The sequence below is a fragment of the Saccharopolyspora griseoalba genome (assembly GCF_042665275.1).
GTDB classification, from domain to species: domain Bacteria; phylum Actinomycetota; class Actinomycetes; order Mycobacteriales; family Pseudonocardiaceae; genus Saccharopolyspora; species Saccharopolyspora griseoalba.
This window is the reverse complement of the sequence record NZ_JBHTCJ010000016.1, coordinates 1-14,472: the sequence shown is the minus strand read 5'-3', so window position 1 is coordinate 14,472 and position 14,472 is coordinate 1. Positions and strand designations below refer to the sequence as shown.

Genomic DNA, 14,472 nt, shown 5'->3' with positions numbered 1-14,472 from the left:
GACTTTCGATGGAAGAAGTGCGGTCACCCGGGGAACGGGCCCGCCTTGCCGAGCAGGGCGGGGACCTCCTTGCCGAGCTGCTCGCCGATCCAGGTGCCGGTGGCCGAGAGCGCCGCGAGGTCCAGGCCGGTGTCGACGCCCATGCCGGACAGCAGGTACTCGAGGTCCTCGGTGGCGATGTTGCCCGTGGCGTTCGGCGCGAACGGGCAACCGCCGATGCCGCCGACGCTGGCGTCCAGAGCGGCCGCCCCGGCTCGGATCGCGGCGACCGAGTTCGCGTAGCCGGTGTTGCGCGTGTTGTGGAAGTGGCAGCGCAGCGACACGTCGGTGATCTCGCGGATCCCGCCGATCAGCTCCTGGACCTGGGTGGGCACGCCCGCCCCGATGGTGTCGGCGAGCGCGAGCTCGAACGGGCCGGAGTCGGCGATGCGGCGGGCCAGCTCGATGACGTGCCGACTGCTGACCGCGCCCTCGAACGGGCAGCCGAAGGCCACCGCGATCGTGGCCACCGGGCGCACCCCGGCGGCGTGCGCCGCCGCGGCGATCTCCTCCCAGACCCGCAGGCCCTCCTCGGTGGTCACGCCCTGGTTGCGCCGGCTGAACTCGTCGGTGGCCACGACCACGACGTTGACCTCGCGCACGCCCGCGGCCAGCGCGCGGTCGAAGCCGCGGCGGTTGAGCACCAGCCCGGAGTACTCCACGTCGTCGCGCTGCGGGGCGGCGGCCAGCACGTCCTCGGCGTCGGCCATCTGCGGGACCAGCCGCGGGTGCGCGAAGGAGACGGCCTCGACGCGCCGCGCTCCCGCGGCGATGGAGCGCTCGATGAGTTCGACCTTGGTCGCCGTGGACAGCAGCGCGCTCTCGTTCTGCAGGCCGTCGCGCGGGCCGACCTCCACGATCCCGATCTCGGCGGGAAGTGCTGCGGTCACGGCGCTCGCCTCCTTTTGTGCACAATCCGGGAACCGGGGCATCATCGACCTTCGAATTTGCTGGCGCAAGACCTGTTCAGGGTCGGATCGCGCTGCTACTTTGTGCACAATATTCGGGAGGGAGTGGGCCGTGTCACAAGCCGCCGCGCGGGCCTACCGGGCCTTGCGCGAGGACATCCTCACCGGGACGCGCTCGGCGGGCAGCCGCCTGCGCGAGGAGCAGCTCGCCGAGGAGCACGGCCTGAGCCGCACGCCGGTGCGCGAGGCGATCCGGCGGCTGCAGGCCGACGGGCTGGTGCGGGTGGTGCCCAACCGGGGTGCCGAGGTCGTCTCGCTCAGCGCCGAGGACACCGAGGAGATCTTCGGGCTGCGCAGCCTGCTGGAGGGCTACGCCGCGCGCAACGCGGCGCTGCGCGGCCAGGCCGACGTCCCGCGGCTGCGCGAGCTGTGCGCGGGGATGGAGCGCCAGCTCGAACGCCTCGCGGGCGGTGACGCCGACGGGGCGCACGACGAGATCACCCGGCTGAACATGGAGTTCCACCGGGCCATCCACGACGCGGGCGGGCGACGGCTGCTGCCCGAACTGCTGTCCCGGGTGATCGAGGTGCCGCTGGTGCGGCGCACGTTCCACCAGTACACGACCGCGGAGCTGCAGCGCAGCTTCATCCAGCACCGCGAGCTCACCGAGGCCATCGCCGCCGGCGACGGGGACTGGGCGCACGCGGTCATGCAGTCGCACGTTCTGGCGGCCCGGGCGACCTTGCTGCGCCCGGGGCACGACGAGGAGGAGACCCAGTGACGGAAACGCCGAGCGGGCCGCTTTCGGACGTCCGCGTCATCGAGGCGGGAACGCTCATCGCGGGCCCGTTCTGCGGCCAGCTGCTGGCCGACTTCGGGGCCGAGGTGATCAAGGTCGAGGACCCGGACGCGGGCGACCCGATGCGGCAGTGGGGCCAGCAGAAGCACGAGGGCCAGTCGCTGGCCTGGCCGGTCATCGCGCGCAACAAGAAGTCGGTGACCGCCAACCTGCGCACCGCCGAGGGCCAGCGGATCCTGCGCGAGCTGGTGGCCACCGCCGACGTGCTGGTGGAGAACTTCCGCCCCGGCACGCTGGAGCGCTGGGGCCTGGGCTACGAGGAGCTGCAGGAGATCAACCCCGGGCTGGTGCTGGTGCGGGTCACCGGCTACGGCCAGGACGGGCCGTACTCCTCGCGCGCCGGTTTCGGCTCCATCGGCGAGGCGATGGGCGGCATCCGGCACGTCACCGGCGAGCCCGGCCGACCGCCCAGCCGAGTCGGGGTCAGCCTGGGCGACTCGCTGGCCGCGACGTTCTCGGCGCTGGGCGCGGTGATGGCGCTGCACGCCCGGCAGCGCACCGGTCGCGGGCAGGTCGTCGACACCGCCATCTACGAGGCGGTGCTGGCGTTCATGGAGTCGCTGCTGCCCGAGTGGGAGATCGCGGGCTACCGGCGGGAGCGCACCGGTTCGGTGCTGCCGCGCATCGCGCCGAGCAACGCCTACCCGACCGCCGACGGGGCCGAGATCATCATCGGGGCCAACCGGGACACGGTGTTCGCGCGGTTGTGCGAGGCCATGGGACGGCCGGAACTGGCCACCGGCGAGCGCTACGGCACGCACGACGCGCGGGGCGCCGACCAGGAGGAGCTCGACGAGATCATCGCCTCCTGGACGCGCAAGTTCGACGCCGACGACGCGCTGGAGCGGCTGCACGAGGCCGGGGTCCCCGCGGGCCGGGTCTACACCGCCGAGGACATGGTGGCCGATCCGCACTACGCGGCGCGGCAGGCCATCGTGCGGCTGATGCACCCGCAGCTGGGCGAGTTCCCGATGCAGAACGTGGTCCCGCGGTTGTCCGAAACCCCCGGCGAGGTCCGGACGGTCGGTCCCGAGCTCGGTCAGCACAACGAGGAGATCTACGGCGCGGTCCTCGGCGCGGACGCCGAGCAGTTGCGCCGCTGGCGCGACGAGCGGGTGATCTGACCCGCTCGCGAGCGCGCGGAAACCGGTGCCACCAGCTCGGTTTCACCACACGAGACGCAGTGCAGCGAAAGACCCGTACCGAGCGACTGATTCGGAGTCCACGATGGATCAACGACGATCTCAGGACGGCCCAAGACGCGAGCCGATCCGCAGCCCCGGCTTGTGGATCGCGATGGCGGTGATCGTGCTGGCCGGCGTGCCGTTCTACCTGCCGGCCGGGTCCACGCGCCCGCTGCTCCTGGGAGTTCCCTACTGGGTGGCGATCTCGGTGGCGTTCACCGTGGTGTTCGCCGCGTTCGTCAGCTGGATCTGCCTGCGCCGCTGGAACGTCGTGGAACCCGAGGAGCAGGCCGAGCGCGGGAGAGGTGAGGCGGCATGACCGGTCTGAGCTTCGGCGGCCTCAGCGGAATCCTCGTGCTGGTCGCCTACGCGGCGGCGATGCTGCTCATCGGCTACTTCGCCGGGCGCGGCCAGCCCTCGGGCGAGCACAAGACCGCGCGCGGGTACTACCTGGGCGGATCCGGGCTCGGGTTCGTCGCGCTGTTCTTCACCCTCTACGCCACGCAGTACAGCGGGAACTCCATCGTCGGCTACGCCCCGGAGGCCTACCGCTCCGGGTTCCTGTGGTGGCAGTCGGTCCCGTTCATGATCGCGGTGATCGCCGGGTACCTGCTGTTCGCGCCCCGGCTGTACGCGATCGCCAAGCGCGAGTCGTTCGTGACCCCCACGGACTGGGTGCGCTACCGGTTCCGCTCCACGCCGGTCTCGCTGCTGGTCGCGGCCCTGATGCTGTGGGGCCTGGCGAACTACCTGCTGGAGCAGCTGATCGCGATGGGGCACGGCATCTCGGGCCTGACCGGCAACACGGTGCCCTACCAGGTCGGCGTGATCGCCTTCGTCGTGGTGATGCTGGTCTACTCCTGGGCGGGCGGGATGCGCGCGGTGGCGCTCACCGACGTCATGCAGGGCATCGCCCTGCTGGTGGGCGTGGCCGTGCTGCTGATCGGCGCGCTGTACCTGTCCGGCGGCGGGCTCGGCGAGCTGACCCGGCACCTGGCCGACACCGACCCGGTCAAGGCCGGCGTGCCCAGCGGCGAGGACTCGGTGAACTGGCTGTCGATGATCATCATGATCGGCATCGGCGCCGCGGTCTACCCGCACGCCATCCAGCGCATCTACGCCGCGCGCAGCGAGCGCACCCTCAAGCGCTCGCTGGCCATCATGGCCTGGATGCCGCTGGTGACCACCGGCGTGGTGTTCGTGGTCGGCATCGTGGGCATCAAGCTGTTCCCGGGGCTCTCCGAGGACGACTCCGAGCAGCTGGTCGGTCTGATCGCCAACGAGGTCGCCGGGATCAACCTGTTCTTCTACGTGCTGATGATCCTGCTCTTCGGCGGCGTGGTGGCCGCGATCGTGTCCACAGCGGACTCGGCGCTGCTGAGCCTGTCGTCGGTGGTCTCGCGCGACCTCTACGGCCGGCACATCGCGCCGCAGGCCTCCGAGCGCAAGCAGGTGCTGGTCGGCAAGGTCGTCGGCGTGGTGGCGGTGGCGATCCTGCTGCTGGTGGCCTGGAACCCGCCGAGCACGCTGTTCAACATCTTCGTGCTCAAGTTCGAGCTGATCGTGCAGATCGCGCCCGCGTTCATCCTCGGCCTGTACTGGCGGAGGCTGTCCGCCGGACCGGTGTTCTGGGGCATGCTGGCCGGCGCCCTGCTGGCGGGTGCCTGGACGGTCTTCGACGTCGACAAGCTCCACGGCATCCCGGCGGGCCTGCTCGGCCTGGCCCTCAACGTCGTCATCTGCGTGGTCGGCTCCCTGCTCACCACCCCGACCGCACGAACCCCGGACACCCAACCCCACCCAGCCCAACCAGCCCGAAGCTGAGCGAATCGCGATTCGTCGGGACCGCGGCGCCGGACCCCCATGCCGGCGCCGCGGTCGTTTCCTTTTTTCATCAGATGTGCTGAGGTGCGGATTCGGTCAGTACGGGCAGGTGGCGCGGTACTCCGAGAACGCCGGGTCCTGCGGCGGCGGGCACAGGAACTTGTCGTAGCGCAGATCGTCGTCCAGGAAGCGCTTGAGCCAGGCGATGCTGAACTTGGCGATCGTGGTGTTCTCCTCGTTGGGCGCGAGGTGGCCCGCACCGGCCAGCTCCAGGTAGGCCTTGCCGGGGTCGTCGGGCAGGCTCTCGTAGAACGGTTCGGAGTGCTGGGCGACCGGGGCGACCGTGTCGTTCTCCGCGCCGATGATCATCGTCGGGGTCTGCACGCCGGAGAAGTCCTTGGTCGTGTGCCAGGGCGTCAGCGGGATGATCGCCTGCAGGGCCGGGTCGTCCAGGCCGGCGCGCAGCGAACCGCCGCCGCCCATCGAGTGCCCCATCACGCCGAGGCGTTCCGGGTCGATGATGTCCCGCACGCTGCTGTCCCGGGTGAGGTAGTCCAGCGAGGCCAGCAGCTGCTGGGCGCGCTGGTCGGGCTGGTCGTAGATGGTGTTGGTGTCGATGGTGAACACCACGAAGCCGTGCGAGGCCAGCCGCGGCCCGTACCAGGACATGGACTCCTGGGTGCCGGTGTAGCCGGGGGCGACGGACACCGCTGAGAAGGTGCCCTCCGAGGTGTCGGTGGGGTAGTAGATCGTGCCGCCGCCGAAGCCGTCGACGCTGTAGCGCGACACGCTCTCCTGCTCGACCTCGAACGGGCCGCGCGGTGCGGTGATGGTCTCCTCGGTGGGGTCGGGTCCGTGCACGTCGGCGGGCTCGACGGCCTGCGCCGAGGCGCCGCTGCCGGCGATCAGGCCGAGCACCGATGCGGTGACGACCAGAGCGCTGCGCAGTCGGGAAGAGGGTCTCGTGGAGCGCGTTGAGTCCATGAAGAAGCCCTTCGGGAGGCGCCCGGGTCGGGCGCGCCGGATGTGTCCTCGTGGAGTCGGATTTCGCGTGAACCTGGTTCCGGACGTGATCGAGATTAAAGTAGCTCTACCAATCGGTCAACAAAAATGGCGGCGAACTAATCTGGACGCATGGAAGAACGCGTGGACGGCCGGAAGCTGCGCTTCCAGCACCGCCGCGGTGAGGTGCTAGCCGCCGCCACGGAGCACGCCCTCGACCAGGGGCTCGACGGCCTGTCGCTGCGCAAGGTCGCCCAGTCGGTCGGGGTCAGCCACGCGACCCTGGTGCACCACTTCGCCTCCCGGGACCGGCTCGTGGCCGAGATCGTCGAGCGCGTGCTGGCCGAGACCCTGGCGGTTCCCGACCTGCCGCGCGACGAGCCGGACCCGCTGCGGGCGATCTGGCGGCGCGCGACGGGCGAATCGGGTCGGCGCCACGTGCGGCTGTTCGTCGCGATCACCGGGCAGGCGATGTACGGGGACGCGGCGATCGGCGAGGCCGTGGCGGCCTCGATGCGGCAGCGCACCGAGCTGATCGCCGCCGGGCTGGTCGAGCACGGCTGCCCGGAGTCCGAGGCGCTGCCGGTGGCCACCTCGTTGATGGCCTGCCTGCGCGGGTTGTTCGTCGACCTGCTCACCTGCGGCGACGAGCAGCGGGTGCACGCGGCCTTCGAGGACGCCGTCTCCGAGCTGGAGAACCGCGTGGCGAGGTGGCGCGGCTAGGGGCTGGTGCGGAAGTGGCGGTGCGGGTGGCGGTTGTGAGACGCCTCCTGGGCTCCGTGCGCCGCTCCTGACGTATGCCAACGGTGTCGCGGCGCACGTCTCACAACCCGCCGAGCCCCGCACCTGGAGCGCAGCGGCTGCGCCGCATTCCTGAACGACCCCTCGACGTCGTTCAGGGGTGGCAGTCCGGCATCCGGGCCAGCAGTTCCGCGGCGTCGGCGCCGACCCCGCACAGCAGCGCCGAGTTGATCCGGATCTGCCAGGTCAGGCCGATCCAGTACAGCCCCGGCACCGGTGAGATCCCGCGGTCCTGCCGGGGCAGGCCCCGCTCGTCGAGAGCGCCCGGGACGTCGATCCAGTCGTGGTCGGAGCGGTACCCGGTGCACCACAGGACGTTCCGGAAGCGGCGGGTGCTGCCGTCGGCGAAGGTGAACCGATCGCCGGAGCAACCGGTGACCGCGTGCGGAATCCCGGTCACCCGGCCGGTTCGCAGCAGTTCGCGGACGCCCCGTCCGATGATCACGTCGGCGTAGGGGCGGGCGCGCCGGGCGATCCGGGAGTCCCGGTCCAGCCGCAGGTAGCCGGTCAGGTCCAGGTAGCGGAACAAGCTCACGCCGAGCAGCGTCTTCGGCGCCATCACCAGCGGCCCGCTCGACGCCAGCGTCACGTGGCGGCCGGCCGAGAGCTCCTCGGCCAGCTGCGCCGCCGAGTTCCCGCCGCCGACCACCAGCACCTCGCCCGGCGGGACCTCGGAGGGGCGCCGGTAGTCGTGCGAGTGGCGCTGCCAGACCGCGGGGGAGAGGTTCGCCGCGCACTCCGGCACGCGCGGGGTGCGGAACGGGCCGGTGGCCACCACCACGGAGCGGGCTCGCAGCGCCCCACCCGGTCCGGTGATCGCGAAGTCCCCGTCGCGGCTCAGGCGGCGCACCGGGAAATCGGTGCGCACCGCCAGCTCGTGGTGCTGCCGGTAGCGCTCCAAGTAGTCGGCCACGTCGTCCTTGCGCGGGTACTGCGGGACCGATTCCGGCAGGGCCAGGCCCGGCAGACCGGAGAACGGGCGCGGGGTGAACAGCTCCAGCGAGTCCCACCGGTGCCGCCAGGAGTCCCCGGTGCGCTCGTGCGCGTCGACGACCAGGTAGCGGCGGCCGGCCAGCCCGAGCCGGTGGCCCATCGCCAGCCCCGCCTGCCCGCCGCCGATGACCACGGTGTCGAAGCGCTCCACCGGTCCAGTCTGGGCGCACAGCTCGGGCATCGCCGGATGATTGCGCTTTCCGGGCGCTCCGGCTGGGCCGATCGGTTCCTTCTTCGACGGCGTCCGGACACGTAGACAGTTGTGCATGGGTTCTTCAGCTTCTGGCTCGCGCGCAGGCCACAGCAGGCGCGCCTTCCTGTCCGCGTCCGCCGGCATCACCGGTGCCGCGGTGCTCTCGGGCACCGCGCGGGCCGCCGACCTGCGGCCCGCCGCGGGTGGTTCGCTGCCACCCGGTGAACCGATCGTTCCGCAGCGACCGGACGCGCAGCTGCGCGCGCTGCTCGCCCAGGTCGACGAGCGGCGCATCGAGGCCGCGGTGCGCGAGCTGGCCGGCTTCGGAACGCGGCACACGCTGTCCAGTCAGGACGATCCCGAGCGCGGCATCGGGGCCGCGCGCGACTGGCTGCACGCCGAGATGCAGTCCTACGCCGCCGAATCCGGCGGGCGGATGACCGTCGAGCTGCAGGGCTACGACCAGGAGCCCGCCGATCGGATCCCGGTCACCACGCGGATCACCAACGTGGTCGCCACGATTCGCGGCACCACCAACCCCGAGCGGGTGCACGTGGTCAGCGGTCACTACGACTCGCGCGCCTCGGACGTGATGGACGCCGAGAGCGACGCCCCCGGTGCCGACGACGACGCCTCCGGCGTGGCCGTGGTGCTCGAACTCGCCCGGCTGCTGTCCCGGGAGCCGCTGGAGTCGACCGTGGTGCTGGCCGCGGTGGCCGCTGAGGAGCAGGGGCTCTACGGCGCGGGTCACATGGCCGAGCAGTTCGCCGCGGCCGGCGCCGACGTGCGCGCGATGTTCACCGACGACATCGTGGGGGCCAGCCGCGCCGACGACGGCACCTCGGACCCGCGCACGGTGCGGCTGTTCGCCGAGGGCGTGCCCACCTCGGAAACCGAGGAGCAGGCCGAGATCCGGCGCTCGGTGGGCGGCGAGAACGACTCCGCCTCGCGCCAGCTGGCCCGGTTCGTCACCGACGTGGCGACCAACGACGCCACCGGGATGCGGGTGCGGGTGATCTACCGGCGCGACCGGTTCCTGCGCGGTGGCGACCACATCAGGTTCCTGGAGCGGGGTTACCCGGCGGCGCGGTTCACCGAGCCGCACGAGGACTACCGGCACCAGCACCAGGACGTGCGCGAGGAGGACGGCACCCGCTACGGCGACCTGCCGGAGTTCTGCGACTTCGGCTACATCGCGCGCGTGGCCAGGGTCAACCTGGCCACCACGTGGTCGCTGGCGCAGGGGCCCGGCGCGCCGGCCGGGGTGGTGGTGCGCACCGAGGAGCTGACCAACGACACCGAACTGGTCTGGGAGCGCGGTCCGGAGCCCGACATCGCCGGGTACGAGGTGGTGTGGCGGGAGACCACCGCGCCGGACTGGACCCACGGCATCGACGTCGGCGACACCACCTCTGCCCTGATCGACCTGTCGAAGGACAACGTGTTCTTCGGCGTCCGCGCCGTCGACGCCGACGGCCACCGCAGCCCGGTCGCCTTCCCCCTCCCGCAGCGGTAGGAGCCGTCGTGCGCGGTGCGGGTGGTGAGGCGCCTTCTGGGCCCGGTGCGTGAGTCGCGGCGTGCTCGCCGGAAGACGTCTCACGACCCGCCGCGGTGCCGCCTGGAGCGCAGCGGCCACGCCGCATTCCTGGACGACCCCAGGGCGTTCCCGGCCTCCTTTTCCTCGCGGTGAACGCCGGAAAAACCCGCGTTTCGGGAACCGGGGCGGATTGCTCCGCCGGGTCCGGCGTGGTCATCGTGGGGAATGAGCGACAGTGCTGAAGCGCGCTCGACCGGCGATCCCCGGAAGGCCGATCGGCCCGGCGAGGTGCTGGTCCGCGCGCTGCGGGAGAGCGATTGGCCCGCGGTGCGGCGCATCTACGGCGAGGGGATCGCCACCGGTCACGCCACCTTCGAGACCGAGGTCCCCGCGCGCGAGGTGCTGGAGGCCAAGTGGTTGCCGCAGCACCGCTGGGTCGCCGAGGTCGGCGGATCCGTGGCCGGTTGGGCCGCGATCGCACCGGTGTCCGCGCGCGAGTGCTACGCCGGGGTCGGCGAGACCTCGGTCTACGTCGGCGACGGGTTCCGCGGGTGCGGGGTCGGCAGGGCCCTGCTGCGCGCGCAGGTCGCCGCCGCCGACGCCGACGGGATGTGGACCCTGCAGTCCTCGATCTTCCCGGAGAACCGCGCGAGCCTCGCGCTGCACCGCGCGGCCGGGTTCCGCACCGTCGGCGTGCGCGAGCGCATCGCCTGCCATCACGGGTTCTGGCGGGACACGGTGCTGATCGAGCTGCCCGGCACGAGGGCTTCCGCGGCGCGGTTGATCGCCTCCAGGGCCGCGGCGGTCACCGGGTGCTCCTCGGCGCCGCGGCGCGTGGCGGCCAGCACGCGTCGGGCCGGGGCGGGTTCGCCGTGCAGCGGGATGCGCACCACGGGCCAGTCCTCGTGCAGCCGGGCCAGGCGCGGCACCAGGATGATGCCGAAACCGTGGGCCACCAGCGCGGTCCCGGTGTCCCACTCGTCGGCGTAGTGCGCGATGTTCGGGGTGAACCCGGCCGTGAGGCACGCGGTGCGCACCAGGTGGTGGTAGGTGCTGCCGGGCCTGCCGAGGATCCAGGGCTCGTCGGCGGCATCGGCCAGCGTCACCCGGTTCCGCCCGGTCAGCGGGTGGTCGGCGGGCACGACCAGGTCGAGCGGGTCGTCCAGCAGCGGTCGCTGCGCGAACCGCTCGTCGGCGGCGGGCGGGGTGTCCGCAGTGTTGATCACCAGCGCGAGGTCGGCGTCGCCCGCCAGCAGCAGGTCGAAGCAGCGAGCCGGTTCCGCCTCGATCATCCGGACCTGCACCTGCGGGAACCGCTCGCGCAGCGCGGCGGCGGTCGACGGGAGCAGCCGCGTGGCCGCGGTGGAGAACCCGCACAGCGTGCACGAGCCGATCGGCTCGTCGACCGAGGCGGCCAGCTCGGCGTAGGCGCGCTCGACCCGCGCCTGCAGCGCGTCGGCGTGCCGCAGCACCGTTCGCGCCGCGGCGGTCAGCTGCACGCCCCGGCCGGACTGCGCCAGCAGCTCCACGCCGAGCTCCTCGGCCAGCTGCCTGAGCTGGTAGGACACCGCCGAAGGCGTGTAGTGCGAGGCCGCCGCGGCCGCCGTGACCGTGCCGTGGTGCGCGACCAGCTGCAGCACCTTGAGCTTCGGATCGAGCATGCGAAAATTTTACACGGTTCTCTGCGGAACCATCTGATTCTCTTCACGGGTCGGGATCCGCAGGATGGACGTGTGATTCCTTCCGCTCGCTCCTTCCCGCGCACGCTCCCCGGCCCCGCCGAGCGTTCCCGCGAGCTGCGCACCGGCGCCCTGCTGCTGGTCGTGCTCACCGCCGGGGCCTACCTGCCCAGCCCGCTCTACCCCGGCTACCAGCGGGCCTTCGAGTTCAGCGATCTCACCACGACGCTGATCTACGCGACCTTCGCGCTGGTCAGCGCACCCGCGCTGGTGCTGTTCGGGCAGGCCTCCGACGCGCTGGGGCCGCGCTCGGTGCTGCGCTGGAGCACGCTGGCCGCCGCGGCGGCCTCGGCGTGCTTCGCCCTGGCCACCGGCCCCGCGGTGCTGCTGGCCGGACGCGCGCTGCAGGGGCTCGCGCTGGGGGCGGCGACCGGGGCCGCCGGGGTGCTCATCGGTCGCGGCGCACCGGGGCGCGGGTCGCTGGTGGCCAGCACCGCGTTCCTCGCGGGCACCGCGATCGGCCCGATCGCCGGGGGAGTGCTCGGCTCGTTCGACCCGGTGCTGCTGCCGTACCTGGTGCACCTGGTGCTGCTGCGGATCGCTTGGCACCAGGTCTCCGGGTTGCCCGCCGCGCAGGCACCGGGGCGGTGGCGGCCTTCTCGGCCCCGCATCCCGGCCGGGATGCGGAGGTCGTTCGCCGCGGCCGCGGTCAACGGGTTCCTGGCCTGGGCCGTGGTCGGCTTGTTCCTCTCGCTGATCCCGAGCCTGCTGGGCGCCGGACCCGCCATCACCGGGGGAGTGCTCGGCAGCGTGCTGATCTTCTCCGTGCTGGTGCAGCCGTTGGTGGGCCGCCTCGGTGCGCGTCGCGCGCAGCTGCTCGGGCTCGGCGCGCTGCTGCTGAGCCTGGTCCTGCTGGCCGCGACCGCGGGAGCCTCGCTGCTGGTGACCTTCCCGATGGCGGTGGCCGCCGGCCTCGGGCACGGGTTGGTCTACGGAGGCGCGTCGGCGGCGGTCGTCGACCGCACGCCCGAGGGGCAGCGCGGCGGCATCACCGGAGCGCTCTACCTGGCGTTCTACGCGGGCGCTGGCTTCCCGGCGATCGTCGTGGGCCTGCTGACCTGGAGTCGGCCGCTGCCGATCGCGACGACCTGGACGGCGCTCGCGGCCGTCGCGCTGATCCCGGTGGGGGTCGCGCTGCTGCTGGTCGAGCGCCGGGCGAGCGAGGTGGGAGTTCCCGGTGCGCAGGCGCTCCGGCTGCGGTGGTGATCCTCGACCGCTCTACCTACTGCCCAGTAGCAAAGTGGGTATGCTGGGCGCGGACCCGCCCGGTTCGAGCGGGTCCGGAGCTCAGCGGGGATGGTGCATGATCGGGGAATCGGGGCCGCAGCGGTTCTGGGGGAAGGCCGCCAGCGCGGTGCGGCGGGTCAACCGGAACCCGGGAGTCGTCGGCGCCGCGCGCGGTCTGCGCCGGATGCTGCCCGGCGCGGTCGAACCCGCCTTCCCGGCCAAGGGCCCCGACCGGGTGGCCCGGCTGATCCTGCAGGCCTCCGGGGACGCCCCCAGCGCAGCGCAGGAGTTCGGGCTGGCCGCCGTGCAGGCGTGGCAGGCGCTCTCCCGGTCGGGCGACGGCACCGTGACGATCATGTTCACCGACCTGGTGGGCTTCTCCACCTGGGCGCTGCACGCGGGTGACGACCAGGTGCTCCGGCTGCTGCGCGAGGTCTTCGACGTCACCGAGGAGGTGGTCCGCTCCTGCGGCGGCAAGGTGGTGAAGTCCCTCGGCGACGGCGTGATGGTGGCCTTCACCGATGCCGACGAGGCGATCCGCGCAGCGTCCGCGGTGGGTGCGGCGGTCAGCGCGGTCAACGTCGACGGCTACCGCCCGCAGCTGCGCGTCGGCCTGCACCGGGGCAAGCCCCGCCGGGTCGGGCGGGACTACCTCGGCGTGGACGTCAACATCGCCGCGCGCATCGCCGACGCCGCCGGCAGCGGTGAGGTCCTGGTGTCCGAGCAGGTGCTCGCCGCCGCGCACCGCGAGCGCTACGCGACGCGCCCGCGCAGGTTCCGCGCCAAGGGCACGCCCAAGGACCTCGCGGTCCACGCCGTCGTACCCCGCTGGGGACCGGGGGATGCGGCGGGCCGGTAGCCGTCCACCCCCGCGCCGGCGGAGGTTCCGGTGTCCGCTTCTCGCCACGTCGCAACGGGTTTCCGCCGCGGGAAGGCCGCGGTCGCCGGCAGCGGAACTCGCGGAGGCGGTCGGACGAACGCCCGCGACCGGGTAGCCTGCGCGCATCGATCCGCCCTTCCGCGAGGAGGAACCCGATGGTGCAGGGGCACCGGCGACCGACGCTGGAGACCGTGGCCGAGCGCGCCGGGGTGTCCCGCGCGACGGTCTCCCGGGTGGTCAACGGGCAGCCCTCGACCCCGGAGAGCCGTCGCGCCGTCGAGGAGGCGATCGCCGAGCTCGGGTACGTGCCGAACCTGGCCGCGCGCACCCTGGTCACCCGGCGCACCGGCCTGATCGCGCTGGTGCTGCCCGAATCGTCGACCAGGGTGTTCTCCGAGGACCAGTTCTTCCCGCAGCTCATCCAGGGCATCAGCCAGGAGCTGGAGGAGGCCGACCGGCAGCTGGTGCTGATGCTGGCCGGGTCCGCCGAGAGCACGCAGCGCATCGAGCGCTCCGCGCAGGCCCGGCACGTCGACGGCGTGATGCTCGCGTCGGTGCACGGCGCCAATCCGCTGACCGCGGCGCTGGTGCGCTCGAAGATCCCGGTGGTCAGCAACGAGCGGGCGCTGGGGTCGGTGGTGGTGCCGCACGTGGACGTGGACAACTACGGCGGGGCGCGGGCCGCGGTCGAGCACCTCGTCGCGGCGGGCCGACGGCGCATCGCCACCATCGCCGGGCCGTCGGACATGGTCGCCGGGATCGACCGGCTCCAGGGGTACCGGGACGCGATCGACGACGCCGGCCTGCCCCGGGTGGAGATCGCGGGGGAGTTCACCCGCACCTCCGGGGCCGAGGCGATGCAGCGGCTGCTGGCCGAGGAATCGGGAGCGGACGCGGTTTTCGCCGCCTCGGACCTGATGGCCGACGGCGCGCTGCGCGTGCTGCGGCGCGAGGGCGTGCGGGTGCCCGAGGACGTCGCGGTGATCGGCTTCGACGACATCGCCCTCAGCGCCCACGCCGACCCGCCGATGAGCACCGTGCGCCAGCCCATCGCCGGGATCGGCCGCACCATGGCCGGTCAGCTGCTGCGGGCCGTCGACGGCGAGCAGATCGAACCCGCGGTCACCCTCCCCACCGAACTCGTCCTCCGCTCCTCCGCCTAGGGGGTGTCCTCAAAGCCAGATGAGGAGTGTGGCTAGGTCGATCATGGCTTGGTAGGACTGGGCGGTTTTGTCGTAGCGGGTGGCGATGGCTCGGTGTTGTTTGAGCTGGTTGAAGCAGCGTTC

General features: G+C 72.5%; 13 protein-coding genes and 1 pseudogene. 10 read left to right on the top strand and 4 right to left on the bottom strand.

Going from position 1 to position 14,472, the window contains the following annotated elements:
* Window positions 1-23: 23 nt before the first annotated feature.
* Window positions 24-929 (bottom strand): hydroxymethylglutaryl-CoA lyase, encoded by a 906-nt coding sequence (locus ACFQRI_RS23575; protein ID WP_380672149.1) that lies wholly within the window; start codon window positions 927-929, stop codon window positions 24-26.
* A gap of 130 nt (window positions 930-1,059) precedes the next feature.
* Between ACFQRI_RS23575 and ACFQRI_RS23570 the strand changes: the two genes are divergently transcribed.
* From ACFQRI_RS23570 to ACFQRI_RS23555, 4 genes are all read left to right on the top strand, one after another.
* On the top strand, window positions 1,060-1,728 hold the full coding sequence (locus ACFQRI_RS23570) for a GntR family transcriptional regulator (RefSeq protein ID WP_380672147.1): 669 nt from the start codon (window positions 1,060-1,062) through the stop codon (window positions 1,726-1,728).
* Window positions 1,725-2,930, top strand: coding sequence for a CaiB/BaiF CoA transferase family protein (locus ACFQRI_RS23565; RefSeq protein WP_380672145.1), 1,206 nt, complete (start codon window positions 1,725-1,727; stop codon window positions 2,928-2,930). The genes ACFQRI_RS23570 and ACFQRI_RS23565 overlap by 4 nt, the downstream gene beginning before the upstream one ends.
* Window positions 2,931-3,033: 103 nt before the next feature.
* A complete protein-coding gene (locus ACFQRI_RS23560; protein WP_380672143.1) occupies window positions 3,034-3,309 on the top strand; it encodes a hypothetical protein in 276 nt (91 codons plus the stop codon).
* Window positions 3,306-4,814 (top strand): sodium:solute symporter family protein, encoded by a 1,509-nt coding sequence (locus ACFQRI_RS23555; RefSeq protein WP_380672142.1) that lies wholly within the window; start codon window positions 3,306-3,308, stop codon window positions 4,812-4,814. Before ACFQRI_RS23560 ends, ACFQRI_RS23555 begins: the two co-directional genes overlap by 4 nt.
* Before the next feature lie 96 nt (window positions 4,815-4,910).
* On the opposite strand, the gene ACFQRI_RS23550 is transcribed toward ACFQRI_RS23555, so the two are convergent.
* Window positions 4,911-5,798: a poly(ethylene terephthalate) hydrolase family protein gene (locus ACFQRI_RS23550; RefSeq protein ID WP_380672140.1), complete on the bottom strand. Its 888-nt coding sequence runs from the start codon at window positions 5,796-5,798 to the stop codon at window positions 4,911-4,913.
* Between the two features lie 150 nt (window positions 5,799-5,948).
* Here ACFQRI_RS23550 and ACFQRI_RS23545 point away from each other — a divergent pair, with 150 nt between their 5' ends.
* Window positions 5,949-6,539, top strand: a complete 591-nt coding sequence (locus tag ACFQRI_RS23545; RefSeq protein ID WP_380672138.1) for a TetR/AcrR family transcriptional regulator — start codon at window positions 5,949-5,951, stop codon at window positions 6,537-6,539.
* A gap of 172 nt (window positions 6,540-6,711) precedes the next feature.
* Here ACFQRI_RS23545 and ACFQRI_RS23540 read toward each other — a convergent pair whose 3' ends face one another.
* The gene (locus ACFQRI_RS23540; protein WP_380672136.1) at window positions 6,712-7,791 is read right to left on the bottom strand and encodes a flavin-containing monooxygenase; all 1,080 of its coding nucleotides are present in this window, start codon (window positions 7,789-7,791) and stop codon (window positions 6,712-6,714) included.
* A gap of 85 nt (window positions 7,792-7,876) precedes the next feature.
* Here ACFQRI_RS23540 and ACFQRI_RS23535 point away from each other — a divergent pair, with 85 nt between their 5' ends.
* Both ACFQRI_RS23535 and ACFQRI_RS23530 read left to right on the top strand, forming a co-directional pair.
* On the top strand, window positions 7,877-9,319 hold the full coding sequence (locus ACFQRI_RS23535; protein ID WP_380672134.1) for a M28 family metallopeptidase: 1,443 nt from the start codon (window positions 7,877-7,879) through the stop codon (window positions 9,317-9,319).
* Window positions 9,320-9,625: 306 nt separating this feature from the next.
* Window positions 9,626-10,090 (top strand): annotated as a pseudogene (locus ACFQRI_RS23530) (GNAT family N-acetyltransferase); the annotation flags it as partial.
* Here the strand turns inward: ACFQRI_RS23530 and ACFQRI_RS23525 are convergent.
* A complete protein-coding gene (locus ACFQRI_RS23525) occupies window positions 10,057-11,001 on the bottom strand; it encodes a LysR family transcriptional regulator (protein WP_380672132.1) in 945 nt (314 codons plus the stop codon). The pseudogene ACFQRI_RS23530 and the gene ACFQRI_RS23525 overlap by 34 nt on opposite strands.
* 72 nt (window positions 11,002-11,073) lie before the next feature.
* Here ACFQRI_RS23525 and ACFQRI_RS23520 point away from each other — a divergent pair, with 72 nt between their 5' ends.
* The 3 genes from ACFQRI_RS23520 to ACFQRI_RS23510 all read left to right on the top strand — a co-directional run bounded on the left by ACFQRI_RS23520 (window position 11,074) and on the right by ACFQRI_RS23510 (window position 14,349).
* Window positions 11,074-12,285, top strand: coding sequence for an MFS transporter (locus ACFQRI_RS23520; RefSeq protein WP_380672130.1), 1,212 nt, complete (start codon window positions 11,074-11,076; stop codon window positions 12,283-12,285).
* Between the two features lie 97 nt (window positions 12,286-12,382).
* On the top strand, window positions 12,383-13,165 hold the full coding sequence (locus ACFQRI_RS23515) for an adenylate/guanylate cyclase domain-containing protein (RefSeq protein ID WP_380672128.1): 783 nt from the start codon (window positions 12,383-12,385) through the stop codon (window positions 13,163-13,165).
* 176 nt (window positions 13,166-13,341) lie between these two features.
* Window positions 13,342-14,349, top strand: coding sequence for a LacI family DNA-binding transcriptional regulator (locus ACFQRI_RS23510; RefSeq protein ID WP_380672126.1), 1,008 nt, complete (start codon window positions 13,342-13,344; stop codon window positions 14,347-14,349).
* The last annotated feature ends 123 nt before the right edge of the window (window positions 14,350-14,472 follow it).

What these genes read in the sequence shown, in the direction of transcription:
- ACFQRI_RS23535 (WP_380672134.1), top strand. Translation starts at nt 7,877, where the DNA reads ATGGGTTCTTCAGCTTCTGGCTCGCGCGCAGGCCACAGCAGGCGCGCC.
- ACFQRI_RS23560 (WP_380672143.1), top strand. Translation starts at nt 3,034, where the DNA reads ATGGATCAACGACGATCTCAGGACGGCCCAAGACGCGAGCCGATCCGC.
- ACFQRI_RS23555 (WP_380672142.1), top strand. Translation starts at nt 3,306, where the DNA reads ATGACCGGTCTGAGCTTCGGCGGCCTCAGCGGAATCCTCGTGCTGGTC.
- ACFQRI_RS23540 (WP_380672136.1), bottom strand. Translation starts at nt 7,791, where the DNA reads ATGCCCGAGCTGTGCGCCCAGACTGGACCGGTGGAGCGCTTCGACACC.
- ACFQRI_RS23525 (WP_380672132.1), bottom strand. Translation starts at nt 11,001, where the DNA reads ATGCTCGATCCGAAGCTCAAGGTGCTGCAGCTGGTCGCGCACCACGGC.
- ACFQRI_RS23510 (WP_380672126.1), top strand. Translation starts at nt 13,342, where the DNA reads ATGGTGCAGGGGCACCGGCGACCGACGCTGGAGACCGTGGCCGAGCGC.
- ACFQRI_RS23545 (WP_380672138.1), top strand. Translation starts at nt 5,949, where the DNA reads ATGGAAGAACGCGTGGACGGCCGGAAGCTGCGCTTCCAGCACCGCCGC.
- ACFQRI_RS23550 (WP_380672140.1), bottom strand. Translation starts at nt 5,798, where the DNA reads ATGGACTCAACGCGCTCCACGAGACCCTCTTCCCGACTGCGCAGCGCT.
- ACFQRI_RS23515 (WP_380672128.1), top strand. Translation starts at nt 12,383, where the DNA reads ATGATCGGGGAATCGGGGCCGCAGCGGTTCTGGGGGAAGGCCGCCAGC.